Origin of the sequence: Kitasatospora sp. NPDC002965, from assembly GCF_040611255.1 — a bacterium.
Taxonomy (GTDB): Bacteria; Actinomycetota; Actinomycetes; order Streptomycetales; family Streptomycetaceae; genus Kitasatospora.
Genome location: NZ_JBEXNT010000135.1, coordinates 1 through 25,057 on the forward strand (window position 1 = coordinate 1; position 25,057 = coordinate 25,057).

The window sequence follows — 25,057 nt, forward strand, 5'->3', positions numbered from 1 at the left end:
CTCGGCGATCAGGGGCAGAGCCGCCTGGACGAGTTCGCTGACCCCCAGGGCGGTTCTCCGGGCCCCGGTGCCCCGCGTGCCGACCGGCACGGCGGTCACGGGTCCCAGGTGCACGGGGTAGGGCAGGGCCGCGCCGCCTGCCGTCCGGTCGTCCGCCAGGAAGGGGATGTTGAGCAGGGCGTCGTTGTTGATCTTCTCCCAGTTGGAGCGGAGCTCTCGGGTGCGGTTGTCGAGGACGACCGCCGAGGAGGTGCTGTTGGCGAGGGCGTCGCCCACGCGGTCGCGGAAGAGCGTGAGGTGGGGAGCCTGGGCGTAGGCCGGGCTCAGGGCGAGCAGGTACTGGGCGGTCTGGGGGAGGAAGCGGTCGATGTACTCCGGCCCGGGCGAGTTGCCCAGCGACGTGGCCATGTCGCGGAACGATCGGGTCCCGATGCTCGTGGGGGCGGGCAGGCCCCCGCCGGTGGCTGCGTCGTACCACGCGTCGAACGATCCGGACAGGTGCATCCGGTGGGTACTCGCTCCGATCGACCTCGCGTACCCCTTCATCTCCGAGACCATGTCCGGGTTGGCGTCGCTGAAGTAGTACACGTCCTGGTTGCGGGTGTGGAAGCCCGTGAGGTACCCGCTGTGGGGGTTCAGGAACAGCGTGACGAGCCGGGCACTCGCGTGGTTACGGATGTCGATGCCGATGATGCCGTCGATGTCCGCCTGGCTCAGGCGCACATCGCCGCGGACCGTCGGGCCTGCCATCCAGTTGCGGATCTGGGTGACAGCGGAGTGGTACAGGTCCCTGCCGAACGCTCCGCCCGGGTGGGCGGGATCGTCGTCCAGCTTGTGGATGACCCAGGTCACCTTGTCGGGGGGCACGGCCGGGGCGGCCGGCCGGGTGCCGAGTGCGGTGAGCGCGAGGGCGGCGGTGAGGACGACGGCCGCCGGCCGTACGGTCCGTCTGGTGGTGGGTTTCGGCTTCACGCTCAACTGACAGCTCAGACAGCGTGTTTGTGACGCGCGCCCGTAGGCGTCGGCCGTCGCGGCGGGCGCGGGTGCCCCCGGCTGTCACACCGGGAGGTCCCGCACGGTCATCTGTGGCGAGCGCGGTCGTCGTCGACGGGCGGTCCGGGGAACTCCGTTCCCACGTCCGCACCGTGGCGGCCCAGGTCGCCGACGGCCACCGAGGGCCACCGACGGGCCCCGGCCCGCGCGGCCCCTCGCCCGCGCCCGACCCCGCTCCCCCGCCCGCAGAGCCCTCAGCCGGAGGTAACACCATGCGACGCCGGACCTTCCTGCGGATCCCCTCCGCTCTCCCCCTCGCCACCACGACCATCACCCTCACCGCGGCGACCGCAGCCACCGCAGCCAGCCTGACGGACGCGGTCGCCGCCGACGTGCTGCCCGGCCGGGCCGCGGTCCTGGAGTCGGTGCGCCGGGTGAACGACCACTGGATCAACGCCCACACCGATCCCGGTGACAACCTCTGGGCCCGTGCCACCTACTTCAGCGGCGACCTGGCCGCCTACCGGCTGACGGGCGAGCGACGCTATCTCGCGTACGCCGAGTCCTGGGCGGAGAAGCACGACTACGGTCTCGCCGGCGGTGTGACCACGCGGCACGCCGACCACCACAACGCCGGCCAGGTGTACCTGGACCTCCACGAGGCACGCGGCGGAGAGGAGCGGATCGCGGCCATCGAGTCGTCCCTGCACCGGATGGTCCACACCGACCGGCCCGAGAAGACCGACGACTGGTGGTGGGCGGACGCCCTGTACATGGCGATGCCCTCGATGGCCCGGCTCGGCGCGCTGCGCGGCGACACCGCGTACTGGGCGAAGATGTACGCGCTGTACCACCACACCAAACGGGTCCAGGGCGGCGGGCTGTACGACTACACGCACGAGCTCTGGTACCGCGACGGCACCTGGTCCCCCGGCGGCTCCGGCCGGCTGTCGCCGGACGGCAGGCCCGTGTTCTGGTCCCGGGGCAACGGGTGGGCCTACGCCGCCCACGCCAAGGTGCTCTCCGTCCTCCCCTCCACCGACAAACGGGCTCCGGAATACCGGTGGAACATGCAGGGCATCAGCCGCGCCCTGCTGGCCTCGCAGCGCCCGGACGGCTTCTGGAACCCCTCCCTGGGCGACCCGCGGCACCTGCCCGGCAAGGAGTCCAGCGGAACGGCCCTGTTCTGCTACGGCCTGGCCTACGCCATCCGCACCGGCCTGATCGACCGGAGCACCTACCTGCCCGTCCTCGCCAGGGGCTGGAACGCGCTCGTGCGCGACGCCGTGCACCCGGACGGGCGGCTGGGCTGGGTCCAGGGCACCGGGGACCGCCCGGAATCGAGCCGGCCGATCACCTACGAGACCACCGCCGACTTCGCGGTCGGCGCCTTCCTGATGGCCGGCTCGCAGGTCGCGCGACTGGCCCCGTGAGCGCGCAGGACGACCCTCGGGCCACCACCCGGCGGCGCCGGGACCAGGAGCGACTCCAGGGAGCCGACGTCGCCGGTCCGGGCCGCCGCGACGAAGGCCGCCAGCAGCGCCCGGAGCTCCCGCGCGTCCGCCGTCTCCCGCTGCCCCTCCGCGAGGGCCCGCCGGGCCCGGCTCACGATCTGGCGGACGTTGACGACGCTGAGACGCAGCATGTCGGCGATGTCCGCGTAGGAGTACTCGAAGGCCTCGCGCAGGATGTACACCGCCCGCTCCCTGGACGTGAGCCTCTCCAGGACCAGGAGCAGCGCGAGTTCCAGCTCCTCGGCCCGCTGCGCACCGGCCTCCGGGTCGGCCTCGGGGTCGGCGGCGGTGTCGACCGGCTCGGGCAGCCAGGGGCCGAGGGAGATCTGCCGGCGCGAGCGGGCGGACTGGACCACGTTGATGGCCATCCGGGTGGTGGCGCGCGACAGGAAGGCCGCGGGGCTGACCACCGCCGAGCGGTCGGTCCGCTGCCAGCGCAGCCACACGTCCTGGACCACGTCCTCCGCCTCGACCGCGCTGGCCAGCATCCGGTACGCGATGCCGAAGAGGTACGGGCGCAGCCCCTCGAAGACGGCTGCGGCCTCGTCCAACGTATCCTCCCCGGCGCGCTGTTGGGGATGTGCACACGTCGCGGACAGGTAGTCGGACACGGTCACCACGGCTCCGTTTCACACCGGCATCCCGTCGATGCCGCCGTGCACACACGCTGCCGCCCCGGCCCACCGCCCGGCGCCCGGGAAATCCCCGGTCCACCCCCGGGTCTCCCCCGGGGGCGGCCGGTGCCCGGACCGTCAGGGGCCGGCCAGCGCGGCGCGGAGCCGGTTGCGCGACTTGACGTCGAGCTTGGTGAACACCTTGCCCAGGTGCCATTCCACGGTGCGGGGGCTGATGAACAGTTCGGCGCCGATCTCGGAGTTCGTCAGGCCGTCGGCGGCCAGGCGGGCGATCTGCCCCTCCTGGGCCGTGAGGGCCTCGCGCAGGTCGCCCGCGTCGGCCGGACGGAGTCGCACCGTCTCGCCCGTGGCCAGGAGTTCACGTCGGGCCCGCTCGGCGAAGGCACCCGCTCCGAAGCGCCCCAGCATCTCGTGAGCGGTGCGCAGGTGCACGCGCGCCTCGACCCGCCGGTTCTCGCGACGGAGCCACTCGCCGTACACCAGGTGGGCGCGGGCGAGGTGAACGGCAATCCGGCCGCGTCCGAGGCGCTCGACGGCCTCGCGGTAGAGCCGGTCGGCGGCCGGACCCTCGCTCGCCAACGCTCTGGACAGGGCCAGGACACCCAGCGCCCAGTCCGTACCGCCGGCGTCGGCCCGCTCCGCCAACCGGCGCAGCGACGCCCCGGCCGCTTCGGGGGCACCGGCGCGGACCGCCGCCTCGACGTGCTCCGCGAGGGCGAACCCGATGACCGCCAAGTCCTCGTGCTCCAAAGCCTGTTCGGCATGGGACAGGGCGTCCTGGTACCGGCCGAGACCGTTATACAGCACCGAGAGTAGGTAGTGCTCGACACCGATCGCCCGCCCCTCGCCCCACGAGACGGCGTCCACGGCGGCGCTCCGGATCACCTCCGCGACGTGCTCCCCCTCGCCGCGCCAGGCCGCGAGCAGGAGCGACGGATAGGCCATCGGCGAGTGACCGGTCACCTCCGCGAGGGTGTCGGCCTCGTCGACGAGCTCCGCGGCGAGGTCGAAGTCACCGGTGTGCACGGACAGCGCGGCCCGGTAACCGAGCGCCAGCGGAAGGAAGTTCAGAGCCCCCGTCTCGCGCGCCGACCTGACCGCGTGCTCGGTCAGCCGGTGCCACGTCTCGTCGTCCCACACCTCACCGGCGACCAGCCACAGCAGCCAGAGCCAGCGCATGACCTCCGCCCCCTCGCCTCCGGCGGCCTGCCGGAACGCCCCCAGCGCGGACCTCAGCAGCGGCCCCCCTGCGGCGCAGCCGTCGGCGAACCAGGTCACCAGGCCGTCGAGGAGCAGGTCCGTCGGCCGCGGCGGCTGCGCCCCCGGCGGCGCCGTCCGGGCGGCCGCGGCAACCTCCCGCACGCCGACCCGCTCCCGCAGCCGCCCGGCGAAGACCGCCGACCCGACGGCATCGAGGTACGCCTCCCGCGCGTGCGCGTCGTCGACGCGCCCCAGCCGGCCGGCCGCATCCAGCAGCAGCGGAAGCGCCTCCCCGCCACGTCGGCGGGCGAAGGCCAACTGGGCCCGCAAGCGCGCCAGTCGGGCCTGCTGCGCCTCGTCCAGCGGACTCAGCCGCGCCGCGGCGAGAAGGTCGAGCGCCGCGTCCGGGGAGCCCGCGTCGAAGGCGGCCTGCGCGGCCGCGGCCGCCCGCGTTCCACGACGGCCCGCGTCGGGCGTCAGCTCGGTCGCACGTCTCAGGAACGCCGCTGCCGCCGCGATCCCGCCACGGGCCTGGGCCCGGCCCGCCGACCGCTCCAGCTCGTCCGCCAACGCCCCGTCGGGTTCGAGCGCCGCGTGAGCGCGGTGCCAGGCCCGACGATCCGAATCGGCATCGGGATCGGTCGCCTCGGCCAGCGCGCGGTGCACGTCCCGGCGCACGGTGGGGTCGGCGGCGCGGTAGGCCGCCGAGCGCACCAGCGGGTGGCGGAAACGCACCCTCGTACCGAACTCGACCAGTCCCGCCGCCTCGACCGCTCCCGCCGCGTGCGCGTCGATGTCGAGCCGCTCGGCGACCCGCCTCAGCAGCGGCACGTCACCCACCGGCTCCGCCGCCGCCGCCAGCAACAACCGCTGCGCCGCGGCCGGCAGCGATCCGATGCGCCGCAGGTACGCCTGCTCGATCTGGCTCGCCAGCGGGCGGACGTCCGGACGCCCGAACCCGCCGGCCAGCTCCGCCGCGGTCAGCCCCCGGGTCAGTTCCAGCAGAGCCAGCGGGTTGCCGCGGGTCTCGGCGACGATGCGGTCCCTGACCCGTTCGTCCAGCCGTCCGGGCACCACCGAGTCCAGCAGCACCCGCGCGTCGTCGTCACGCAGCCCCCGGACCTCGACCTCGCGCAGCCCCCGGAAGGGGTCACCGCCCGCGGCGGGCGCCGACGCGCGCACCGCGAACACCAGCGCCACCCGCTCCGCCAGCAGCCGTCGCGCGACGAACGCCAGTGTCTGGGCGGAGACCTGGTCGAGCCACTGGGCGTCGTCGACGACGCAGACGAGCGGCTGCTCCTCCGCCGCCTCGGCCAGCAGGCTGAGCACCGCCAGGCCGACCAGGAAGCGGTCCGGCGCGCTCCCCACACTCAGGCCGAACGCTACGGACAGGGCGTCGCGCTGGGGGCCGGGAATGCGGTCGAGGTTCCCCGTCAGGGGCACGCACAGCTGGTGCAGCCCTGCGAACGCGAGCTCCATCTCGGACTCGACGCCGACGGCCCGCAGGACCTGACACCCGGTCGCACGGCCCGCCAGGTACTCCACCAGGGCGGACTTGCCGACTCCCGGCTCGCCCCGCAGCACCAGCACCTGGCCCCGGCCCCCGCGGGCACCGGCGATCACCTGGTCCAGCGCTCCGCATTCGCCCCGCCGGCCGACCAGCCCGCGCAGCCCCCGCCGAGGGGTGCCGCCCGCCATCCACCACCACCACGCAGTTCAAGGTTCGGACCCTGATCGGCTCGGGTCGTCCTCATCATGCATCAGTTCGCCGGGGACGAACAAACAGTGGACTCCTCGGCGCCGCGCGGGGCGGGGTCCGTACCGGGGCGGTGGAGCCGGATCCGCCCTCACGCGCGAACGACCGGAGGGGACGGGACACACGCTCTCGGGTGCCGCGGGCCGTGGGCCGTGGGGCGTCCGGACGTCCGTCGGGGCGGACACAGCGCATCATCGGTCCGCTCGTGGCCGGGCGCGGACGACCGAGGCGTGGTGAGGACGATCTCGGCCGGGCAGCCCCGGAGCCCCGAACGGGGCCGGTTCGGGAGAAGGGCTGCGCCGGAGGAGAACGACTCAGGAGGCGGACGGCTCGATCTCCCCCGCGAAGACGATGACCTGGTCGATGAGGCTCCGCCGCAGGTGGACGACGTCCGTTCCCGCCAGGCGGGGGCCTCCGTCCGGCGTCGTGAAGATCCACTTGTACCGGGCCCACTCGTCCGGCATGTCCACCGCGGAACAGCGCACCATCGTGCCGGTCCCCGCGGGGTGGCGCCGGATGTCCAGCACGAACCGCTCGACCGCCTCGATCCCCTCACTGCGGCCCAACGGTCCCCAGAAGACCACGTCCGAGGTCAGGGCCCGGGAGAGCAGCGCAATCACGTAGCTGTCGTCCGAGGCGTTGAACGCGGAGATGAACGTGTCGATCGCGGACCGCGCGGTTTCTTCCTGCATACACCAGTAATACCAGTCGCCTCGCGGACCGTGCTCGTCCCGCGCGCCGTCTCCCGACCGCGGCGATTCGTCCCGGCCACAGCACTAGCCGCCGGTCCGGCCGTCGAGCATCTCGCGCAGGATGTCCAGGTGGCCGTTGTGGCGGGCCGTCTCCTCGGTGAGGTGAAGGAGGATCCAGCGCAGGTCGACGTGGAGACCGTCGCGGACGACTCCCTCGGCCTTGGTGTCCAGGCTTCTCCCGGCGACCAGTTCGCGGTAGCGGGCGCTCTGTTCGGCGTATTCGTCGAGCAACTGCGTGAGCGGGAAGTCAACGGCGACACGCATCTCGCGGTCGGGGTCCTCATCGGTCCAGGGGCCCCGGTCCTCCTCGCCGAGGAAGACCACCTGGAACCAGTAGTACTCGACCCAGCGGAGGTGGTTGATCAATCCGCTCATGGTCATCAGCGGTGAGCCCGGCAGGAGCGCCTTGCGGGCGTTCTCCGCGGAGACGCCGTCGCACTTGGCGCGGGCGGTGTCACGTGTGTAGTCGAGAAACGTGGTGAGCTGGGTGCGCTCGTCCCACGCGGGCGGCGTGTCGTCGATTCCGGTCATCGCGCGAAGCGTCCCCGATCACGCGACCGATGTCGACATATTTTTACGGCTGGGTCCGCATCCTGCGCTCCGGTCCGCTCCAGAGGGGGCCGGGCCCGGCCGGGCCACGACTTGCCGTGGTCACCACCGAGGTCGGCGAACTTCATCGCCCACACGCCGAACTCCACCCGCCCGGCAAGGGGGATCTGCGCGTCGTCGGGGATCCGGTCCCCGGTGGCGGCGTCCAGGAGGTCGGCCAGGCCGAGGTGGTGCCAGTCCTGGTAGATCATGTTGTGAGCGAGAGGTCTCCCCACACATCGGGTCTGATCCGGAGAGCGATCCGGTTCCCGGCACAGAAGCGTCCCAACTCTGCCCGCCGGGCGGCCGGAACGAACACCGTCTCACCCGACACGGTGCGGAGCTCCGGTGGCGTGGCACTCGGGTCGGCATCCCGGACAGCCGCCGCAGGGATGACCCCGCCCGGAACGGAACCGGCAGGAACGGGCCCGGGGTGCCGCACACGGAGGCGGTCATCGGCGAAGACGACGTGGGGCATCACCCGGCCGTCCCGGCCGGCAGCACGCCGGGAAGGAAGTGCGCTCCGGGCGCACGCCTTCCCCTGCAACGCAGGACAGCCGCCGTCTCGCGACGCCATGGACGCCGGGCCGGCCGACCACGGCTGCGCAGACGAGATCCCTCCGTCGACAAGGAAGTCGGCCCAGCGGGACGAGCCGACCGGCCGGGCCAGGTGGAATGTCTCGCGGCAGAGGGCTTCGGTCCTCCGGCTCAGGCCCTGCTCAGCTCGCTACCCCTTGTCCACCAGGGAAGGGGACGTCGCTGTCGGAGCAGCCTGGGAGACTGCCAGCCATGACATCTACTGATCATGACATGCGGGAGGCATGGGCCCGCATCGACGGCTGGCTATGCGCGAACGTCCGAACTACCGCCATCATCAGGCCGGCTGCGGATGCAAGGCGCCTCGCCGCGATCGAGACCGAGTTGCCGGTGACACTGACCGCCGACGTGAAGGAATGGTGGACCCTGGCCGACGTCAAGGCCGACTATTGGATTCCCGAGTCGTTTGCTCCGGTGACGCTGGAAGAGGCTCTGGAGACACAGGAGATCTGGCTGCTTGTCGCCGAGCAGGAGCAGTCTCTGCTCGATCAGCAGGGGAACGAGCAACCTCGCTTTCTTCCCCAGTTCATGCCGATCGCGATGAGTCCCGGGGGTGACGGCCTCATAGTCGACCTTCGAACCGGTGAGCACCACGGCGCGGTCTTTCTGTGGGATCACGAGCGCTGGGGGCTCGGGGTTCCCTTGTGGGACTCCGTGAGCTCGATGCTCCAGGACATCGCCGGCTCTCTCGAGTCCCAGACGCCGGCTCTTCTTCGACACGCTGCTCTCGGCGGCACGGAAGCGGCCTGCGTCGGCACTGTCGACGACATGGGAGACCTTCGCTGGCGCCCCCGCTGACTCTTTCCTGAAGCACGCACGGACTACCGCGCGCTCCGATTCCCGGAACGTCGGCGGTCGAATCATTCGGCCCCTCTACGCGCGCGACGCACTCGTCCCGCCGTGCTCAGCGGGCGTGGAACTTCCGCAATCCGTCAGTCGCGTGGTGCACCACCGCGGTGTCCGGCGAGGTCGCGCGGCAGGCTCTTGCAAGATGACCGCGTGTGCAACTATCTTCGGTGACATAAATTGCAGCTGCAACCAGTTGCGAGAGCGCCCCCGTCCCCTGGCGCCGCCGACCCACCGGGAGTCCGACATGAGCACCACCCTCTTCACCCCGTACACCCTGCGGGCGCTGACCATCCCCAACCGGATCTGGATGCCGGCGATGTGCCAGTACAGCGCCACGCCGGACGGGGACGCGGCCGGTGTTCCGACGGACTGGCACTTCACCCACCTCGCGGCGCGCGCCGTCGGCGGCACCGGGCTGATCATCACGGAAGCCACCGCGGTCAGCCCCGAGGGCCGCATCAGCCCGTACGACCTCGGGATCTGGAACGACGAGCAGGCCGCGGCCTTCCGGCGGATCACCGCCTTCCTGAAGTCGCAGGGCACCGTCCCCGCGATCCAGCTCGCCCACGCCGGCCGCAAGTCATCCACCGAGCGGACCTGGGTCGACCGCGGGCGCGCCCTCGCCGCGGACGAGGCCCACGGCTGGGCACCGGTCGGCCCCAGCAGCGTGCCCTTCTCCCCCACGCACACCACGCCGGAGGAACTCACCGAGGAGCAGATCGGCCGGATCGTGCAGCAGTTCGCCGACGCCGCACGGCGCGCGCTCGACGCCGGCTTCCAGGTCGCCGAGATCCACGGCGCCCACGGCTACCTGATCCACGAGTTCCTCTCCCCCCACACCAACCGCCGCACCGACGGCTACGGCGGCTCCTTCGAGGGCCGTATCCGCTTCGCGCTGGAGGTCGTCGACGCGGTGCGCGCGGTGTGGCCCGAGGAACTGCCCGTCTTCTTCCGCGTCTCCGCGACGGACTGGCTCACCGAGGACCCGGAGGACGGCCGTGAGGGCTGGACCTCCGAGGACACCGTCCGCCTCGCCAAGGAGCTCCAGGCACACGGCGTCGACCTGCTGGACGTCTCCACCGGCGGCATCGTCCCCGACGCCAGGATCGAAGCCGCACCCGGCTTCCAGGTGCCCTTCGCCGAGGCCGTGCGCAACGAGACCGGCCTCCCCGTGGCGGCCGTCGGCCTGATCACCGACCCCGCCCAGGCCCAGGCCGTCGTCGCCGAAGGCCGTGCCGACGCCGTCCTGCTCGGCCGCGAGCTGCTGCGCAACCCCTACTGGGCCCGCCACGCAGCCGCCGAACTCGACGGCGAGGTACCCACCCCCGCCCAGTACCACCGCGCCTGAGCGGGTGGCACCCGCCCGCACGGGATCAGCCGTCGCACAGCCCTACCCTGGCGGCGCGCTTGCCGTCCTCCCCGCGAACGCGGGTGTCAGCCTTGCTCCGCCTCCGTCAGTCAGCACCACGACGGCACGGTCTCCGGCCAGCCACCAGCGCGCAGGCCGAACAACCGGCCGTCGCGGGCCGACCTCGCGGGCAGCGGACGGCCTGTCGTCCGCGGAGACGACAGGCCGCTTCGGTCATCGAAGGCTCACACCCCGGGACCAGACTCGCTGAATCGTGCGATAGTCGATCACGGCTATGTCCTCCTGCTGGAGGACCTCGCGGGCCTGCGGGGATGTCAGGAACTCGTAGTCCGTCCGCCGCACGAGCCAGCCACCGTCGACGGCCTGCGACTCCTTGTCTCCCAGGCCGGGATGTACCGCCCATTCGTTGAGCCCGGCCGGCAGGTCACGCAGCATCTGAGCGTATCGAGCCGCTTTTCCTTCGATGCCGAGGGAGAAGCTGTCCAGGAAGTCGTTGTCGGTGACCGGCAGCCCGCGTCCCCGCATCACCCGGCGCCCGGGTTCGAGCCAGACCCGGACCGCGAGGGAGTACTCCGCTGCCAGCACGGTGGTCAGGTCGAGGATGTCGGTCCGGCCGCCGTCGGCCAGGCAATGGAAATCCAGATGGGTCGGCGTGAGCCCGGCGTCGGCGACGGCATCGATCTGGGCGCGGAACTCCAGTTCGACCTCATCGAGCCGGGCCTGGCCGAGCAGGGTCGCCCGGCCGACAGATGTCGGCGAGAACAGGTCGCCCGCAGGGTCCAGCAGTGAGGTCACGCGTTCCTTGGCGATCAACGGCTCCCACGGGAGGTCGGGCATCTCGCACACCAGCGTGAGATGGATCCCGAACGGGATCTGCGGCCGCCGGCGGAGCAGCTCCATGGCCTGCGGCGCCCCGGGACACGGGACCATCAGGCTGCACGAACCGGCGATGCCCTCTTCGAGCGACTCGATCACAGCGGCGTTGATCGCTGGATACATCCCGAAGTCATCGCAGTTGACGATCAGCAACCGGGCATCTGGCGGATACCCCAGCAACTCACTCGACCGTACCGAAGACACGACGGCCGCAGGAACACCGAGTTCACTCATGCCCGCAGTGTGAGCCCCGGACCGGACCTCCGCACGGCAATTCGCCGCCGCGGAGCGACAGCGCCGTCACTTCTCGGGTTCTGGCTGCTTTCCGTGAAGCGATCACACACTGTTCAGTGACGTTGGCCGCTGAGATGATCGCTACTCACCCATAGCTGAGGAGTCGGGGCCCAGATGAGAAGCTGGTCGCCAGGGGTAGATGAGGTGTTGGAGGCGTCGGGATGGACGCCTGGACGGAAGGTGGACACGGCCCGCTGGCGATCCATGTTCGAGGCAGTCGGCCTCGCCATGCACGACGCTGCGGAAGCCTTCCTGCAAGAGTTCGGGGGTTTGACTGTGAACGTCAGCGGCCCAGGGATCAGCTGTGCACGCACGCCGTTCGAGCTGGACCCTGAGCTGGCCTGGGGCGAGGATGACCGATTCACGGAGTGGGGCGAAGCGATCGGGCATCATCTCTACCCGCTCGGCGAGCTCGACCACGGCCGGTTCTTCCTGGGCATCGATGACGTGGGCGTGATCTATCTCGTCGAGACCTGGGTTGCCAGCTTCGGACCGATGCCTCACGCCATGGAGAACTTGGTTCTCGGCGTGGCTCCTCGCCGGATCGACGAGGGGGACGAGTCAGCGGGACAGCCGTCCTGACGGGGCGGTCACCTGTAGAGCAGGACTCGCTTTCGGAGGAGCTGGAATCCGGCTCGTCCGAACATCTGCCGCTTGAGCATCTTGATCCGGTTGACGTGCCCCTCTACGACGCCCGAGTTCCAGGGCAGGGTGAGACCCGCGATGACAGCGTCGCGGTCGCGGTCGATACCGGCGGCGAGGATGTGGGGGCCGGGTAGGTTGTCGTTGCGGACGGCGTCGAGCCACTCGGGCAGCCGCTGGCCTTGCCGCTCGGTGAGGATCTCGGCGAAGGACCGAACATGCCCGGTGAGTGCATCCAATTCGGGGCAATGGACCAGGACGGCCTTGAGGCGGAGCTGTTCCGCCTCAGTGAGGGTGTCGGGCGGCGGAGGATCCAGCCAGCGACCGTACGAGGTGAAGGTTGCGGTGCAGTGACCGGATCTGTCGAGGGACGCTTGGCGCGGAAGTAGGCGCGAACTCGCTGGTAGCTGCCCTTGTAGCAGAGCGGCACGATCTCTCCCACGCCTTCCAGGAGTTGGTGCAGCCTTGGTTCCAACGGTCGTCCAGGCAGGGCTTGTACTCGTCGAGTACGGAGGGGCGCCCCTGCCATTGGCCGCGGAAGAGATCCTCGGGTGCGGTGGCGTCGGCGAGGAGTTTGACGGGCGGTATGTCATGCCGAGTTGGCGTTGGATCGCGCGGCGGCTGTGGCCAGCGGCGAACAGCACGTGGACGGCCGCATGGTTGGCCCGAGTCCGGTCGGCGAACCGGTGGCCGGTGGGCCACTGCGAGCCAGAGCTGTGCTCCTCAACCGGGAGGGGTGGCTTGGGCGTCGCACCCTGTAGTCAAGCTCGGTGATCGGCGACGCACCGTTCGGCGGCCTCGCCGAGGTTGTGCCACAGATGCCACCCGTCAGCAACCTGGACCGCCTGAGGCGCCCCGGCCGTGGCACCTTCCGCGAAGAACGGAGCTCGATCCCGGCAGACGACTCGATTCCGGGGCGCTTCGCCGGCCACTTGGCCAGAGTGGACGCCTCCCGGTCGGGCAGCAGGTCAACCGGCCGTCGGGTCTCGACATCGACCAGAACCGTCCCGTAGACGCGGCCATTGCGGTTGGCGCACTCATTGACGCCAACCACCCGTGGGGTCGGCGTCTCTGGGGCAGGCAACGCGTTGAGTTACCGCAACACCGCGCTGCGGCTGAGGGACACCCCGAGGACCCGTGCCAACCGGGCACCGGCGCGGCCGGCGAGGGCAACGCCGACCGCGGCCAGCGTCGAACGCAACCGCTCGGTCCACCTGCTGTGCCGCAGGGTCAGCCCTGCCATCTGCTCGACGAACGTCCGCCGCCCACATGAATCGTCCGGACAAAAGAACCTGCGGACCCACAGACAGAGGACCACCCGCCATCCCGCACGTCAGCGGGAAACCGCAGGTAGGAGCTGCGCATCCGGCTCGACCGGCTCCCACAGTCAGGACACGCTGCCCCAGCCGCCGCACTCCGGGCTCGGATGCGTATCGCCTCATCGTTCACATCCACCGACAGCACCGCCACGTCCGCGATGGAGGGGACCAGCAGCATCTCCAGCCAGAGCAGCCTCTCTTCCACGACGTCGAACTGTCGGCCAAACCCAGGTCGGCACTGGTCATTCTCAGGCAAGTTCCCGAAGGTTGACCCGAGCGTCAGTCGTCACTCAGCGTGCGCGCTTCACAGAGATCCAGAACCACTTCTCGTGAACATCGACAAGTCTGCTGATCATCAACTGCTGCCGCCACCAGCTCAAGAAGCTGGTACTGAACGCGAACGAAGCCAGTCCGGGGACGTCAGCACATCGTGATCAGCCGCATCCTGATCTGCTTGGATACCCGGGTGACCGACCTCGCCGCGACTCCCCCGTGCCCCTGTGTGCTCTGTGACCCCGCCGCCTCCGCGACCTTCCGCGCACGGCGGCGGCGAGCGAAGCGCTGGGCTTCCGAGATGGCGCACGTACGCGAGCACGGCTGCCACGTGGTCGGCGTAAGTGGCGGAGGTGAAGTCCCCGACTAGGCCTTCACCGTCGGCCTGTGGCATTCCTACCGGGTCCCGGAGGTCGCCATGTTCGGCCTGGAACTGGACGGCCTGATGCACTGGGTCGGCAGTGCCGCCGTCCGGGTTCGCGACGGGGCATCGACGGAGCCCGGCACGCTGCTCCCGGACGTCATCGAGGGCTACCGGCTCCGATGCCAACCGGTGGATCCCAGTTGGCACTATCCACTGCTCGGTACGTTCGTCGGCTTCTACCGACAGACCCCGGTACCCGTCGTCCAGTTGCTCTGGCCCGACCGGGAACACCGCTGGCCCTCGGACGAGCAGGCCAGCCCGGGCTGCCGCGCGCAGCCCGACCTACGACTTCCCGTCGACGAGCACCCCGAAGGTGTCTGGACCCGGGAGGCTGCCCGATAGCGAGGCCGCGCCGCCGGCGCCTGTCGGCGCGAACCGTCCGACTGCTCGCGGAGGCGGTGGGGGCCCGGCCGCCGCCGCGCAGCTCCTCAGTGATCCGTTTCGGGTGGCGTCGGCGACCGGCAGGCGGGCGACCGGCAGGCGGGACTTGGCGATGTTGCGGATGCGCCGAGTACGGCCGCCCTCGGCCAGTTCCGCCAGGGCGATCACGGTCCAGGACTCCTCTGCGGTGTAGAGCTGAAGCCAGTTGGAGGCCCCGAGCAGGGTCTCGACATCCCATGGCTCGCCCAAGGTCATCGCCCGAGCCAGAGACCACTCGCGCAGGCGCCGGGCCGAGTAGTCGTCCACCGCCACGGGGCCGGTCATCTCCCGGCACCAGGAGAGATAGCCGGGATCCGTCAGCAGTTCAGCGGCCCGCCGGTCGAGGTACTCGCATACGGCGCCGTTCGCCATGCCCACATCGGGGTCGGTGAGCACACGGGTGACGAGGGCAGCTGCATCCTCTGCGGCTACCTCGTAGAACGCCCTGCGACAGAGGGCAAAACGCACATGCTCGTCCGGGTCCCGGTCCGGGTCGTCAACGGACGCTGCGTTGCCCAAGATCACCGCTCCCTTCGGCTGCTGCGGGGTGAAGCCACAGCTGTGGCGCGGCCGCGTGTCCTCACCCCTCGGCGCCCGAGAAGCCCGTGCGGAACCTCGCCCCGCACGTGAGAGGGTCGGGACACCAGCTCGCACGCGCGTGAGGAGGGCCGAGTGTCGAACTCGGAGTGGCAGGTCTACGGTCAGCGACAGGTCTACGGATCACCGTGGGTGGAGCTGTGGCTCACAGACGTCGAGGTGCCCGGGGTCGGTCGGCTCGACCACCATGTCGTCCGTATGCCCAGGGCCTCCACCACCGCAGTCGTCACCGACGAGGACGGCCGATTCCTGCTGATCTACCGGCACCGGTTCATCACCGGCCGCTGGGGCTGGGAGGTTCCGGCCGGGTGGGCCGACCCCGGCGAGGAGCCTGCCGACGCCATCGCCCGCGAGGTCGAGGAGGAGACCGGCTGGCGGCCCGGCCGGGTCGAGCTGTTGACCGAGTACGACGCCATGGCCGGTATCTCGGACGCCCACTTCCACTCGTACCACGTCACCGACTGCACACGGATCGGCGAACCGGAGGACATTTCCGAGGCGGCTCGGGTGGAGTGGCTACCGGAGGCCGAGGTGGTCAAGCTGCTGACGGGCGGGGACGTTCCCGATGGGCCCTCGCATGCCGCACTCTCCTTCTACCTGGGCCCCCACCGGCTCGCGCAGTCGGGCTCCTGACCCGCCCCGTCAGCTCCGCCCTCGTCCGACAGCGACCGCGGGCCAGCCCGCCGCGGGCAGCGTCCACGTCCCGTGAACGTACGGACAGAGTTGCCATCCGACGTGCGAACACTCCGAGAAGATCCGGGAAATTCGGACGTATGACGCGAGAGCCTCTGCCAGGCAGCCCGGGAGCGGCCCGCACGACTTCTCGGATCACCCGGTCTCGATCGTTCGGAAGAGGCGACCTTCTCCTTCACCGGTGTGACCGAGCCGAACGAGGGCCGCACCCCGATGACCGTCAGGGTCGTCGCGGGCTCGGCCGAGTTCGACGCGGTGGCCCGCATGGGCGCTCCCGGTGGGGCGGGCCACCACCGCAACGACGGCGTTCCGCAGCGCGTGCCGCGCATCCTGATCGACTGACGCTCCACCAGTTACCCAGAGGGCCGGGCCACTTCGGACGGCTCGGCCTCTTGTGTGCGCCCCCCGGAATGGACTAGATCTCTTCTCACGATTGGTACAGACCATCTGACCCCACTCAGACAAGGCCACCAGTATGTTCAGACGCACCTCCGCGTTCCTGGCGACGGCTCTGTTCGCCTCGCTCGTCGCGGCCCCCGCGACCGCTCACGCCGATAACGACGACAGCCGCCGGCTGCCAGGCCACCGGGTGGCCTACTTCACCGCGTGGAGCGCCTACAGCGGCTTCTCCCCCAAGAAGGTCCAGGACTCGGGCCAGGCCGCGAAGCTGACCGTGATCAACTACGCCTTCGGCAACATCTCCCCCGAGGGCACCTGCTTCGCGGACAACCTGGCCGACCAGGCCGACGCCTGGGTCGACTACCAGCGCCCGATCAGCGCGGCCGACTCGGTGGACGGCGTCGCCGACACCTGGGACCAGCCGCTGAAGGGCAGCTTCAACCAGCTGCGGAAGCTGAAGGCGAAGAACCCCCACCTGAAGGCCGTCATCTCGATCGGCGGCTGGGGCTGGTCCAAGTACTTCTCGGACGTGGCCGCCACCGACGCCGCGCGCAAGAAGTTCGTGGCCTCCTGCGTCGACCTCTACATCAAGGGCAACCTGCCGCAGCTGGGCTCTCCGGAGGGCGGCCCGGGCAGCGGCGCGGGCGTCTTCGACGGCATCGACCTCGACTGGGAGCACCCGGGCGGCGACGGTCTGCCGGACAACTCGGTGCGCCCCGAGGACGGCCGCAACTTCACCCTGCTGCTGGCCGAGTTCCGGCGGCAGCTGGACGCGGTTCGCAACGGCGGGCGGGGGCGCCACCTGCTGACGGCCGCCGTCGCCGCCAACACCGACGTCGCGGACCGGCTGGAGCTGAGGAAGGTCGCCCGCCACGTGGACTACCTGAACCTGATGACCTACACCATGCACGGCTCCTGGGAGCCGCAGGGTCCGACCAACCACCAGGCGAACCTGTACACCGACCCGGCCGACCCCTCCGGCGCCAGCGACAGCTACAGCGCCGACCGGGTGGTGCAGCACTACCTCGGCGGCGGCCTGCCGGCCCGCAAGGCGGTGCTCGGGGTGCCGTCCTGGGGCTACGGCTGGACGGGAGTGCCCGCCGGGACGAAGAACGGCCTCTACCAGCCCGCCACCGGCATGTCCCCGCTCGGCGGCGGCCAACTGCCCTACAAGGCCATCAAGGACCTGCCGGGCGCCGTGCACACCGACCGCGAGTACGGCGCGGCCTGGAAGTACGACGGCACCGAGTTCTGGACGTACGACAACCCGGCCACCGCCACCCAGAAGGCCCGCTACACCAGGCAGAACGGTCTCGGCGGCGTGATGGTCTGGTCCCTGGACGGGGACGACGCCCAGGGTTCGCTGATCGCCGCGCTGGACCGCGGTCTGCGGCGCTGACCTGTGGTGATGGCCCGGCGGCGGGCGGGGCGACCCGGCCGCCGCCGGGTGCGGCGGCCGAATACGCAGGCCCCGTGCACATCGCACATGCTGCACCGCCGACAACGCTTCGATTCTCACCGGCCCGTGGCGGCCGTCCGACCATTGCCGTCCTGACCTCGGCGGGGGTGGAGCCCGGGCGGCCGAAGAAGGCGTCGTTGGCCTCGGTGTCCGCCACGTCCGATGCGGTGCCGTCCACCGCGGCCGACCGGCTCCGGTTCTTCGTACCAGGAGCCCGATCCGGTGAGGTGTGTCAGGTGGTGGGGTGCGGCGAGGAGGTCTGGCCGGGGTGGGCGGGTAGCGTGCGGGCACCAAGGAATACCCGCACGCCGGGGAGGACGACGCGATGGAACGGTCGATGAACCAGGGGTTGGGGCGCCGCCAACTGCTCACCAGGGCCGGTGCGATCGCCGCCGGCGCCTCCGCCGGGGCCTCCGCAGGCGGGTCCGTCCAGGCAGTGGGTGGCGCGGGCGCGGTGGCGGGTCGTGGCGGTGAGAGCGGGGCGGCGCCGTTCGGGCCGGTCGTGGTCCGCCCCGGTGACGCCCGCTACGACAGCCTGTCGCACGGCAACAACTTCCGCTTCGTCGGCAGCCCCCAGGAGATCCGTCTGGTCGGCTCCACCGAGCAGGTGGTGCGGGCGGTCTCCGACGCGGTCCGCACCGGACGCCGGATCGCGGTACGAAGTGGCGGTCACTGCTTCGAGGACTTCACCGCCGGCCCCGAGGTACGGCTCCTGCTGGATCTCTCCCCCATGGACGCCGTCGGCTTCGATCCCGCGATGGGTGCCTTCACCGTGCGGCCGGGGGCGACCCTCGGGCAGGTCTACCGGACCCTGTTCAAGGGGTGGGGCGTGACGATCCCGGCCGGGGGATGCCCCGAGGTGGGTGCGGGCGGTCACCTGGTCGGTGGCGGGTACGGTCCGCTCTCCCGGCGTTACGGCTCGGTGGTCGACCACCTGCACGCCGTCGAGGTGGCCGTCGTCGACCGGGACGGCACCGCCCGCGCGGTCGTCGCCACCCGCGATCCCGACGATCCGCACCACGACCTGTGGTGGGCCCACACCGGTGGCGGTGGCGGCAACTTCGGCGTCGTCACCCGCTACTGGCTGCGCTCCCCGCAGCCCGAGGGCGCCGGCCTCCGGCCGCACGACGACCCCTCGTGCCTTCTGCCGTCCGCACCGGGCACGTTGCTGACGGTCCTGGTCGTCTGGGCCTGGGACGAGAAGATGACCGAGCGTGCGTTCAGTGCCCTGCTGCGCAACTTCGGCACCTGGCACGAGCGCAACAGCGCGCCCGGCTCGCGTGCCGCGCACCTGTACGCGGTCCTCATCGCCGGGCACCGCGCCGCCGGAGCCATGGAGATGGCCGTACAGATCGACGCGGGGCTGCCGGACGCCGACGCCCTCCTGACCGACTTCGTCTCCGCCGTGACCGCGGGCACCGGCACCACATCGCCCCTCACGCTCCGACGCACCCTGCCCTGGCTGCAGGCCGTGACCTGGCCCGGTACCGGCGAACCCGGCAACATCGACACCCGCCGTTACAAGGACAAGGCCGGATACCTGCGCCGCGGGTTGACCGAGACCCAGCTCTCCACCGCCTACCGGCACCTGACCAACGACACCGGCAGCGCCGAGAGCGGCATGCTCCTCGTCGGCTACGGCGGCCGGGTCAACGCCGTCGCACCCGACGCCACCGCCGTCGCCCAGCGGGACTCCGTGATGAAGGTCGTCTACTACACCGTCTGGGCCGACGAGACGGACGACGCCTCCCGGCTGGCCTGGGTCCGAGACTTCTACCGGGACGTGTACCGCGACACCGGAGGCGTCCCCGTCCCCGGCGACGTCAGCGACGGCTCCTACATCAACTACGCCGACACCGACCTCGCCGACCCGGCCTGGAACACCTCCGGCACCCCCTGGCACACCCTGTACTACAAGGCCAACTACCCCCGCCTGCAACAGATCAAGGCCCGCTGGGACCCCTGCGGCATCTTCCGGCACGCCCTCGCGATCGAACCGCTGTTCACGTGAACCACCAGCGCGCGGATTCAGAGGTGACGGAACGGGGCGATCACGGCCCCGAAGAGCCGGCAGGGGTGCGGCCGTCCGCCCGACCCCACACTTTCGGGTTCCGGCCTTGCGGAACTGCGAGAGACACAGGGCTAGATCAGGCGCGCCACGGCCAGGGTCAGCGCGCGGTCGAGCGCCGCCTCGGCGTCGCACGGCACGTCGGGCCGGACGCCGGTGCCCTCCCAGTTGGTGCCCGAGACCGGGTTGACCGCGCGGGCGATGGGCACGCTGAGCTCCAGGTGCGGGTGCACCGTCCAGCCCTCGCGCGGGTGCGCGCCGCCCCGGGTGGCCTCCCCGACCACCTCGGCGCGCCCGAGCTGCTGCAGGTCGTAGGCGAGCTCCTCGCCCGCGGAGAAGGTGCGTCCGCTCGTCAGCACGTAGAGCGGCTTGTCGCCGCCGAAGCGGGCACCCGGTACGAACGGGGGCGTCCAGGACTGCTCGGCCACCTCCCCCTGCCGCGAGACCATGGTGTTGAGCTTGGTCCGGCCGTCGAGCAGGTAGCCGCAGACGAAGGCGACCGTGTTCGGATCGCCCCCGACGTTGCCGCGCAGGTCCAGGACGAGGGCACGGGCGGGTGCCACCAGTGAGAGCGCCGCGGCCAGCGGCTGCGCCGCCCAGTCCAGCGGGAACAGCAGGGGTGCGATCTCCAGCACCGCGACGCCGCCGTCGAGGAGCTCCACACGCGGAACACCACCCAGGGAGGCGTCGAACTGCCTCCGCATCGCGGCGAGTGCCGCCGCGCCCTGCTCGGGCGGCACCGGCACGGCGTGGTACTTGAGGGCCAGGTGCAGGTCACCGTTGACGGACCGCAGGTCCGCGGTGACCGCTTCGGCCAACTCCTCCGCGGATTCGATCCGGTACGATCCCCCGGCACTGCGGCTCCGCAGCAGGGCCGCCAGTTCCCGGGCGACATCGGGGAAGACGTAGTTCTCGCCGACGAGCTCGGCGACGGACTCGACAACGGTGGCGGCGTCCAACGCAGTGGGCATAGTGGTGGAGGTCATGACAGGGAGTAGACCAGCCGACTTGCCAAAGCGTCAACCGTCCTTAACGCTTGATCTCGTGAGCCACCAACCGGACGAAGACGTACAGCGGATCAGCACGCCCCTGCAGCACGCGGCGCTCGCCCACCCCCTGCGCCAGCGCCTGCTCTTCGCCCTCAGCGGCCGGCCGTCGACGATCAGCCGGCTCGCCGCGCAACTGGGAGTGAACAAGGGCAGCGTCTCCCACCACCTCAGGGTGCTGTCCGAGGCAGGGCTGGTCCAGGACGCGGGAACGCGACGGGTACGCGGCGGCACCGAGAAGTACTACCGGCGGACCGCCGAGCGGCTCCTCGTCGACGAACCGCAGGCCGAGGGCACGGCCGCGCTGTTCGGCGCCGTCGCCCAGGAGTTGGACCGCTCACCCGCCGACCACCTCCTGACACTGCGCCACCTCCGGCTCAGCCCGGCCAAGGCGGCCCGGCTCGCCGAGGCACTGGCCGGGCTGGTCGACGAGGCGGAGGAGGACTCGGAGGACGAGCCGGTGCACGGAATCCTGGTGGCGCTCTACCAGCAGGCCGGGGCGTAGCCGGCCTGCTGGTAGAGCGAGGTGCGGAAATCGGGGTGCGGAAGATCAAGGTGCGGAGATCGGGGTGCGGTACGACCGGTCCTCCGCCCCGCGGAGCGGGAGCCGCGTCGGCCGTCGGTCCCGGGCGGGTTCGGCCTGGAGCACGGCCTCCGCCCGATCAGACAGAGCCCCTGATCGGACCCGGGAGGTCAGCGACCTGCGGCGTCCGGGTCTAGGGAGTGCTCTCCCCCGGGCGGGCCTTGCTCATCTTCGCGGCCCTGGCCTGCGCCCAGCGCAGCAGGAGGACGGCCACCACCACCGCCATCAGGGCCGCCTTGCCGACCTGGACGACCGTCCCGCCGCGCAGGGCCGAGGAGAACATCGGCGTCAGCAACGCCACGCCCACGGCGGGCCCGGCGGCGTACCAGGCGGCGAACAGCAGCGGGCCCGTCCCGCCGCCCGCGCCCTGGGCCGGGGAGAACATCAGGTCCTTGCGCAGCACCCCGCGGCAGGCGTTCACCAGTCCCGCCGCGACCAGTGCCGGAGCGGCGGCCGGTGCGAGCCAGGCCGCCGGGCCGGTGCCCGCCGCCAGGAGCGCCGCGGCGCAGGCCAGCCCCAGCAGGAGTCCGGCCAGGGTCGGCACGATCGCATGGCGCAGCATCAGGCCGGCGAACGGGTACGGCGACCAGGAGGCCCGTCGGACGTCGTCGGTCTCGATGCGGGCCGGTTCCAGCAGCTGGGCGACGGCGAGGTAGCCGAACACCAGCGCCACGGCGGTGGCCAGCCAGGACAGCCCGCCCGTGGCACCGTGCGCGAGGACGGCGCAGGACAGCGCGGGTACGACCAGGACCACCGCGCGGCCCAGCCGGGCAGGGGACCGGAGCAGTGCGAGGGTGTCCCGCCACGGCACCACCAGCCAGGCGCGGCCGGGCGGCGGCAGCCGGAGCCGGCGTTGGCGGGCGGCGCCGTTGGCGCTGTTCACCGCCAGCCGCGCGCTGCGCAGTTCGACGGTCCGGAGTGCGGCCAGTACGCCGGCGGCCGTCCTGGCCCGCTCGCGCAGGCGGGCCAGTGGCACGGTCGCGGCGGCCCGGTCGGCGAGCAGCAGGGCGGCAGCGGTCGAGACCAGCAGGAGCGCGGCGGCCACCCAGCTGCCCGCGACGGCGGCGGGGGTCGGTGCCAGGGCGGCGATCGCCGCCCAGCCCCAGGGTCCCGACCACAGTTCGACCAGTTCCAGCCAGCGCACCGGGTGGCCGGCGACGGCCAGCGCGCTCTGTGCCGCCAGGGCGATGATCAGCAGCGTCAGGTACGGGGTGAGCCGGCGTACCCAGCGGGCGGCGCGGTCGCTGCGCTCCACCACCAGGGCGGTGCAGGTGGCCAGGAGCGGCACGCAGAGTCCCCCGAGCAGGCACCAGCCGAGTGCGGCCGGCAGGCCGACCCGCACGGTCAGCCCGAGCACGACCATCCCGCCGACCGCCGCCACCAGGGCGGGGAACGCGGCCACGGCGCAGGACAGCCAGAACCAGGGCCGGAGGACGGGACGGGGCCGGACGGGGTGGATCAGCAGCCAGTCGGCCGCCGCCCGGGGCGGCACCACGGGGCCGCGCCACAGGCCGTCCCGGACCAGCAGCAGGAAGGCGGCCAGGCCGATCGCGGTGATGCCGGCGGGCATGGCGGCGAGGAGGTCGCTGCCGTGGCCGGTGTAGTCGGCGCCCATGGAGGCCTGGAGGAACAGTCCGAGGCTGGGTACGCCGCCCCAGATGATCAGGATGAGTACCACGCAGTAGACGGCGAAGCCGACCGACTTGGCGCGGTTGCGCCGGTGGGGGGTGCGCAGGGTGCGCAGCAGGGCGAGGGTCTCGTCGGTCCAGTCGTCGTCGTCCGTCCAGGGCTCGACGGCGGGGTCGGTTTCCGGGTGGGCGGTGGTCACCGGGCACCTGCCGGGCCTGCGGCGGTGCGGGCGGCGAACTCCGCGGCCAGGACCTTGCGGGTAGCGCCCTGCTTGAGGATCCTGCCGTCCTCCAGCACCAGCACCCGGTCGGCCACGTCCAGGGCGAGGTCGGTGTGGTGGGTGACGAGCAACACGGCGACGCCGTCGGCCAGTTCGGCCTTGAGCAGGTCGGCGAGGTGTCGGCGGGCGTCCGGGTCGAGCCGCTGCTCGGGCTCGTCCAGCAGCAGCAGATCGCGCGGGCGCACGAGCGCGCAGGCGAGGAGCAGGGCCTGCATCTGTCCGGAGGAGAGGGCCGAGGGGAGCGCGTCGGCCCGTTCGGTGAGCATCCGGTCGGCCAGGACCTGGGAGACCCAGTCGGGCGCGTCGGCGACCCCGTGCGCGACGGCGACCAGGAGCAGGTGTTCGCGGACGGTCAGGTCGGGGTAGCAGGCGACGGTGTCGCCGACCACCGCCACGCGGGCCCGGATCCGGGGGTCGTTCTCGTCCATCGGGATGCCGTCGAAGGTCACGGTGCCCTTGCTGGGTACGTCGCGGCCGGCCGCGACCCTGAGCAGGGTCGACTTGCCCGATCCGTTGTGCCCGAGCAGCGCCACGCACTCTCCGGCGGCGAGCGACAGGCTCACGGGGTGCAGCACCTCCCGCTCGCCGTACGAGCGGCTGACGCCGGTCAGCTGCAGCAGGGCCTTGCGGGCTGCGGCACGTGGTTCGGCGGCGTTGTTGGCCATGGAGGAGGGCGCCTTTCAACAGGGTGTCCGGTCACAGTACCGACCCGGCGGCGGCCACCCGGGCGAGGGTGGTGTCGGCCTGGATCCGGTGGGCGCCTCGCGCGCTCGGCCGGGGAGGGGGCGGCAGGACGCGGGGGGGTGTCCGGCGGCATACCGGGGCGGGCGGCCGGGTGATCACTCGCCGCGGTGGCGTGTCCCGTGGCCGCCGGGGTGGGACGAGGGGCCGGCGTGCCGGGCCCCGGGGGGCGCCGGCCGGTGAGGTGGTCGGTTCCGGCGCCGCGGTTCCGTGAACGATCTTCGGCTTCCCGGCGTCACAGTGGCTGCGTCCACCGTTGATCGAAGGGCAGGTCGGAGCCGACGTGGAGGCAGCGATGAGGGTCGTGTTCGTGCATGGGGCGTGTGTGCGGGACGGGTCGTGGTGGTGGCACCGCACGGCCGGGCTGTTGCAGGAGCGAGGGGTGCGGAGCGTCGCGCCGGCGCTGCCGAGCTGCGGCGAGGCGGGCGTGCCCGGGGGCGGAGGCGGTCCGGGGCTGGCCGAGGACGTGGCGGCGGTGCGACAGGTGCTGCTGGACGGTGACGAACCCACCGTCGTGGTCGCCCACAGCTACGGGGGCATCGTCACCGCGGAGGCCGCCGCGGGTGTCGGGTCGGTCCGCCACCTGGTGTTGATCTCCAGCTACCTGCCCGAGGTCGGGCAGAGCCTGTCGGAGTTCGGGGACGGCGGTCCCGCCCCGTACCTCGACGTCGATCCCGACGCCGGCACCTTCGGGGTCCGTCCCGAGCTGCTCGTGGACACGTTCCTGCAGGACTGCGACCCGGACGTCCGGGCGCAGGCGGCGAACCACCTCGCCCGGCAGTGCCTGCGGGTGACCGGGCAGCCGGTCGGGGCGGCCGCGTGGCAGCAGGTGCCCTCGACGTACGTCGTCTGCGGCCGGGACCGGGGCACCCCGCCGCGCCTGCAGCGCGAGTTCGCCCGCCGGGCCGGCGGCGTCGTCGAGCTCGACGCCGGTCACCATCCGTTCCTGTCCCGGCCCGCCGCGGTGCGGGACCTGCTGCTGGGGCTCTGACGGCAGCGCCGGGACCGTGCGCGCCCGAGCACCAGCAGACCGGCCAGCCCGAGCGCCCACATCACCTCGC

At 71.8% G+C, this 25,057-nt stretch carries 22 protein-coding genes and 2 pseudogenes; 11 read left to right on the forward strand and 13 right to left on the reverse strand.

The annotated features are described in order from the left end of the window. Positions 1-972: ribosome-inactivating family protein (locus tag ABZY91_RS34580; RefSeq protein ID WP_355407255.1), on the reverse strand; the 972-nt coding region annotated here is incomplete at its 3' end. 293 nt (positions 973-1,265) lie between these two features. On the opposite strand from ABZY91_RS34580, the gene ABZY91_RS34585 reads away from it, so the two are divergent. Beyond that, positions 1,266-2,426, forward strand: coding sequence for a glycoside hydrolase family 88 protein (locus tag ABZY91_RS34585; RefSeq protein WP_355407257.1), 1,161 nt, complete (start codon positions 1,266-1,268; stop codon positions 2,424-2,426). A 38-nt stretch (positions 2,427-2,464) separates the two neighbouring features. Here ABZY91_RS34585 and ABZY91_RS34590 read toward each other — a convergent pair. From ABZY91_RS34590 to ABZY91_RS34610, 5 genes and pseudogenes are all read right to left on the reverse strand, one after another. Beyond that, positions 2,465-3,106: pseudogene (locus tag ABZY91_RS34590) on the reverse strand (sigma-70 family RNA polymerase sigma factor); the annotation flags it as partial. A 153-nt stretch (positions 3,107-3,259) separates the two neighbouring features. Then, the gene (locus ABZY91_RS34595; protein WP_355407259.1) at positions 3,260-6,040 is read right to left on the reverse strand and encodes an AAA family ATPase; all 2,781 of its coding nucleotides are present in this window, start codon (positions 6,038-6,040) and stop codon (positions 3,260-3,262) included. 372 nt (positions 6,041-6,412) lie between these two features. After that, positions 6,413-6,790, reverse strand: coding sequence for a nuclear transport factor 2 family protein (locus tag ABZY91_RS34600; RefSeq protein ID WP_355407261.1), 378 nt, complete (start codon positions 6,788-6,790; stop codon positions 6,413-6,415). A gap of 84 nt (positions 6,791-6,874) precedes the next feature. Next, entirely contained in the window at positions 6,875-7,381 is a 507-nt protein-coding gene (locus ABZY91_RS34605) for a DinB family protein (RefSeq protein ID WP_355407263.1), read from the reverse strand. Continuing rightward, positions 7,378-7,650, reverse strand: coding sequence for a hypothetical protein (locus ABZY91_RS34610; RefSeq protein WP_355407265.1), 273 nt, complete (start codon positions 7,648-7,650; stop codon positions 7,378-7,380). The genes ABZY91_RS34605 and ABZY91_RS34610 overlap by 4 nt, the downstream gene beginning before the upstream one ends. Before the next feature lie 577 nt (positions 7,651-8,227). Here ABZY91_RS34610 and ABZY91_RS34615 point away from each other — a divergent pair. After that, entirely contained in the window at positions 8,228-8,833 is a 606-nt protein-coding gene (locus ABZY91_RS34615) for an SMI1/KNR4 family protein (protein ID WP_355407267.1), read from the forward strand. A 295-nt stretch (positions 8,834-9,128) separates the two neighbouring features. Continuing rightward, positions 9,129-10,232 carry an NADH:flavin oxidoreductase/NADH oxidase gene (locus ABZY91_RS34620; RefSeq protein WP_355407269.1) on the forward strand — a complete coding sequence of 368 codons (1,104 nt, stop codon included), beginning with the start codon at positions 9,129-9,131 and terminating at the stop codon, positions 10,230-10,232. 234 nt (positions 10,233-10,466) lie between these two features. Here ABZY91_RS34620 and ABZY91_RS34625 read toward each other — a convergent pair whose 3' ends face one another. After that, positions 10,467-11,363, reverse strand: coding sequence for a polysaccharide deacetylase family protein (locus tag ABZY91_RS34625; protein WP_355407271.1), 897 nt, complete (start codon positions 11,361-11,363; stop codon positions 10,467-10,469). Positions 11,364-11,537: 174 nt separating this feature from the next. Between ABZY91_RS34625 and ABZY91_RS34630 the strand changes: the two genes are divergently transcribed. Beyond that, the gene (locus ABZY91_RS34630; protein ID WP_355407273.1) at positions 11,538-12,005 is read left to right on the forward strand and encodes an SUKH-3 domain-containing protein; all 468 of its coding nucleotides are present in this window, start codon (positions 11,538-11,540) and stop codon (positions 12,003-12,005) included. Between the two features lie 8 nt (positions 12,006-12,013). Here ABZY91_RS34630 and ABZY91_RS34635 read toward each other — a convergent pair whose 3' ends face one another. Beyond that, positions 12,014-12,658 (reverse strand): transposase, encoded by a 645-nt coding sequence (locus tag ABZY91_RS34635; protein ID WP_355407297.1) that lies wholly within the window; start codon positions 12,656-12,658, stop codon positions 12,014-12,016. Positions 12,659-13,158: 500 nt separating this feature from the next. Then, positions 13,159-13,308: a hypothetical protein gene (locus ABZY91_RS34640; protein WP_355407275.1), complete on the reverse strand. Its 150-nt coding sequence runs from the start codon at positions 13,306-13,308 to the stop codon at positions 13,159-13,161. 731 nt (positions 13,309-14,039) lie between these two features. Between ABZY91_RS34640 and ABZY91_RS34645 the strand changes: the two are divergent. Further along, a pseudogene (locus tag ABZY91_RS34645) lies at positions 14,040-14,423 on the forward strand (DUF4262 domain-containing protein); the annotation flags it as partial. Here the strand turns inward: ABZY91_RS34645 and ABZY91_RS34650 are convergent. After that, positions 14,364-15,020 carry a hypothetical protein gene (locus ABZY91_RS34650; protein ID WP_355407277.1) on the reverse strand — a complete coding sequence of 219 codons (657 nt, stop codon included), beginning with the start codon at positions 15,018-15,020 and terminating at the stop codon, positions 14,364-14,366. The pseudogene ABZY91_RS34645 and the gene ABZY91_RS34650 sit on opposite strands and share 60 nt — an antisense overlap. 153 nt (positions 15,021-15,173) lie before the next feature. Between ABZY91_RS34650 and ABZY91_RS34655 the strand changes: the two genes are divergently transcribed. The 4 genes from ABZY91_RS34655 to ABZY91_RS34670 all read left to right on the forward strand — a co-directional run bounded on the left by ABZY91_RS34655 (position 15,174) and on the right by ABZY91_RS34670 (position 19,660). Further along, a complete protein-coding gene (locus ABZY91_RS34655; RefSeq protein WP_355407279.1) occupies positions 15,174-15,731 on the forward strand; it encodes an NUDIX hydrolase in 558 nt (185 codons plus the stop codon). A 243-nt stretch (positions 15,732-15,974) separates the two neighbouring features. Next, positions 15,975-16,133, forward strand: coding sequence for a hypothetical protein (locus ABZY91_RS34660; RefSeq protein WP_355407281.1), 159 nt, complete (start codon positions 15,975-15,977; stop codon positions 16,131-16,133). A 133-nt stretch (positions 16,134-16,266) separates the two neighbouring features. Beyond that, entirely contained in the window at positions 16,267-17,589 is a 1,323-nt protein-coding gene (locus tag ABZY91_RS34665) for a glycoside hydrolase family 18 protein (protein ID WP_355407283.1), read from the forward strand. A gap of 385 nt (positions 17,590-17,974) precedes the next feature. Then, positions 17,975-19,660 (forward strand): FAD-binding protein, encoded by a 1,686-nt coding sequence (locus ABZY91_RS34670; RefSeq protein WP_355407285.1) that lies wholly within the window; start codon positions 17,975-17,977, stop codon positions 19,658-19,660. A gap of 131 nt (positions 19,661-19,791) precedes the next feature. Here ABZY91_RS34670 and ABZY91_RS34675 read toward each other — a convergent pair whose 3' ends face one another. After that, positions 19,792-20,703 (reverse strand): S41 family peptidase, encoded by a 912-nt coding sequence (locus tag ABZY91_RS34675; RefSeq protein WP_355407287.1) that lies wholly within the window; start codon positions 20,701-20,703, stop codon positions 19,792-19,794. Between the two features lie 58 nt (positions 20,704-20,761). On the opposite strand from ABZY91_RS34675, the gene ABZY91_RS34680 reads away from it, so the two are divergent. After that, the gene (locus ABZY91_RS34680; protein WP_355407289.1) at positions 20,762-21,268 is read left to right on the forward strand and encodes a winged helix-turn-helix domain-containing protein; all 507 of its coding nucleotides are present in this window, start codon (positions 20,762-20,764) and stop codon (positions 21,266-21,268) included. A gap of 211 nt (positions 21,269-21,479) precedes the next feature. Here the strand turns inward: ABZY91_RS34680 and ABZY91_RS34685 are convergent, their stop codons facing one another. Both ABZY91_RS34685 and ABZY91_RS34690 read right to left on the reverse strand, forming a co-directional pair. Continuing rightward, the gene (locus tag ABZY91_RS34685) at positions 21,480-23,174 is read right to left on the reverse strand and encodes a hypothetical protein (protein WP_355407291.1); all 1,695 of its coding nucleotides are present in this window, start codon (positions 23,172-23,174) and stop codon (positions 21,480-21,482) included. Next, positions 23,171-23,920 (reverse strand): ABC transporter ATP-binding protein, encoded by a 750-nt coding sequence (locus ABZY91_RS34690; RefSeq protein ID WP_355407293.1) that lies wholly within the window; start codon positions 23,918-23,920, stop codon positions 23,171-23,173. Before ABZY91_RS34690 ends, ABZY91_RS34685 begins: the two co-directional genes overlap by 4 nt. A 371-nt stretch (positions 23,921-24,291) precedes the next feature. Here ABZY91_RS34690 and ABZY91_RS34695 point away from each other — a divergent pair, with 371 nt between their 5' ends. Further along, positions 24,292-24,987 (forward strand): alpha/beta hydrolase, encoded by a 696-nt coding sequence (locus tag ABZY91_RS34695; protein ID WP_355407295.1) that lies wholly within the window; start codon positions 24,292-24,294, stop codon positions 24,985-24,987. Positions 24,988-25,057: the final 70 nt, after the last annotated feature.

Excerpts from the sequence above, each read along its gene's own strand:
- ABZY91_RS34610 (WP_355407265.1), bottom strand. The coding sequence starts at position 7,650 with ATGATCTACCAGGACTGGCACCACCTCGGCCTGGCCGACCTCCTGGAC.
- ABZY91_RS34625 (WP_355407271.1), bottom strand. The coding sequence starts at position 11,363 with ATGAGTGAACTCGGTGTTCCTGCGGCCGTCGTGTCTTCGGTACGGTCG.
- ABZY91_RS34695 (WP_355407295.1), top strand. The coding sequence starts at position 24,292 with ATGAGGGTCGTGTTCGTGCATGGGGCGTGTGTGCGGGACGGGTCGTGG.
- ABZY91_RS34615 (WP_355407267.1), top strand. The coding sequence starts at position 8,228 with ATGACATCTACTGATCATGACATGCGGGAGGCATGGGCCCGCATCGAC.
- ABZY91_RS34620 (WP_355407269.1), top strand. The coding sequence starts at position 9,129 with ATGAGCACCACCCTCTTCACCCCGTACACCCTGCGGGCGCTGACCATC.
- ABZY91_RS34585 (WP_355407257.1), top strand. The coding sequence starts at position 1,266 with ATGCGACGCCGGACCTTCCTGCGGATCCCCTCCGCTCTCCCCCTCGCC.
- ABZY91_RS34640 (WP_355407275.1), bottom strand. The coding sequence starts at position 13,308 with ATGGCAGGGCTGACCCTGCGGCACAGCAGGTGGACCGAGCGGTTGCGT.
- ABZY91_RS34690 (WP_355407293.1), bottom strand. The coding sequence starts at position 23,920 with ATGGCCAACAACGCCGCCGAACCACGTGCCGCAGCCCGCAAGGCCCTG.
- ABZY91_RS34670 (WP_355407285.1), top strand. The coding sequence starts at position 17,975 with ATGGAACGGTCGATGAACCAGGGGTTGGGGCGCCGCCAACTGCTCACC.
- ABZY91_RS34635 (WP_355407297.1), bottom strand. The coding sequence starts at position 12,658 with ATGACATACCGCCCGTCAAACTCCTCGCCGACGCCACCGCACCCGAGG.
- ABZY91_RS34605 (WP_355407263.1), bottom strand. The coding sequence starts at position 7,381 with ATGACCGGAATCGACGACACGCCGCCCGCGTGGGACGAGCGCACCCAG.
- ABZY91_RS34665 (WP_355407283.1), top strand. The coding sequence starts at position 16,267 with ATGTTCAGACGCACCTCCGCGTTCCTGGCGACGGCTCTGTTCGCCTCG.
- ABZY91_RS34595 (WP_355407259.1), bottom strand. The coding sequence starts at position 6,040 with ATGGCGGGCGGCACCCCTCGGCGGGGGCTGCGCGGGCTGGTCGGCCGG.
- ABZY91_RS34675 (WP_355407287.1), bottom strand. The coding sequence starts at position 20,703 with ATGACCTCCACCACTATGCCCACTGCGTTGGACGCCGCCACCGTTGTC.
- ABZY91_RS34600 (WP_355407261.1), bottom strand. The coding sequence starts at position 6,790 with ATGCAGGAAGAAACCGCGCGGTCCGCGATCGACACGTTCATCTCCGCG.
- ABZY91_RS34630 (WP_355407273.1), top strand. The coding sequence starts at position 11,538 with ATGAGAAGCTGGTCGCCAGGGGTAGATGAGGTGTTGGAGGCGTCGGGA.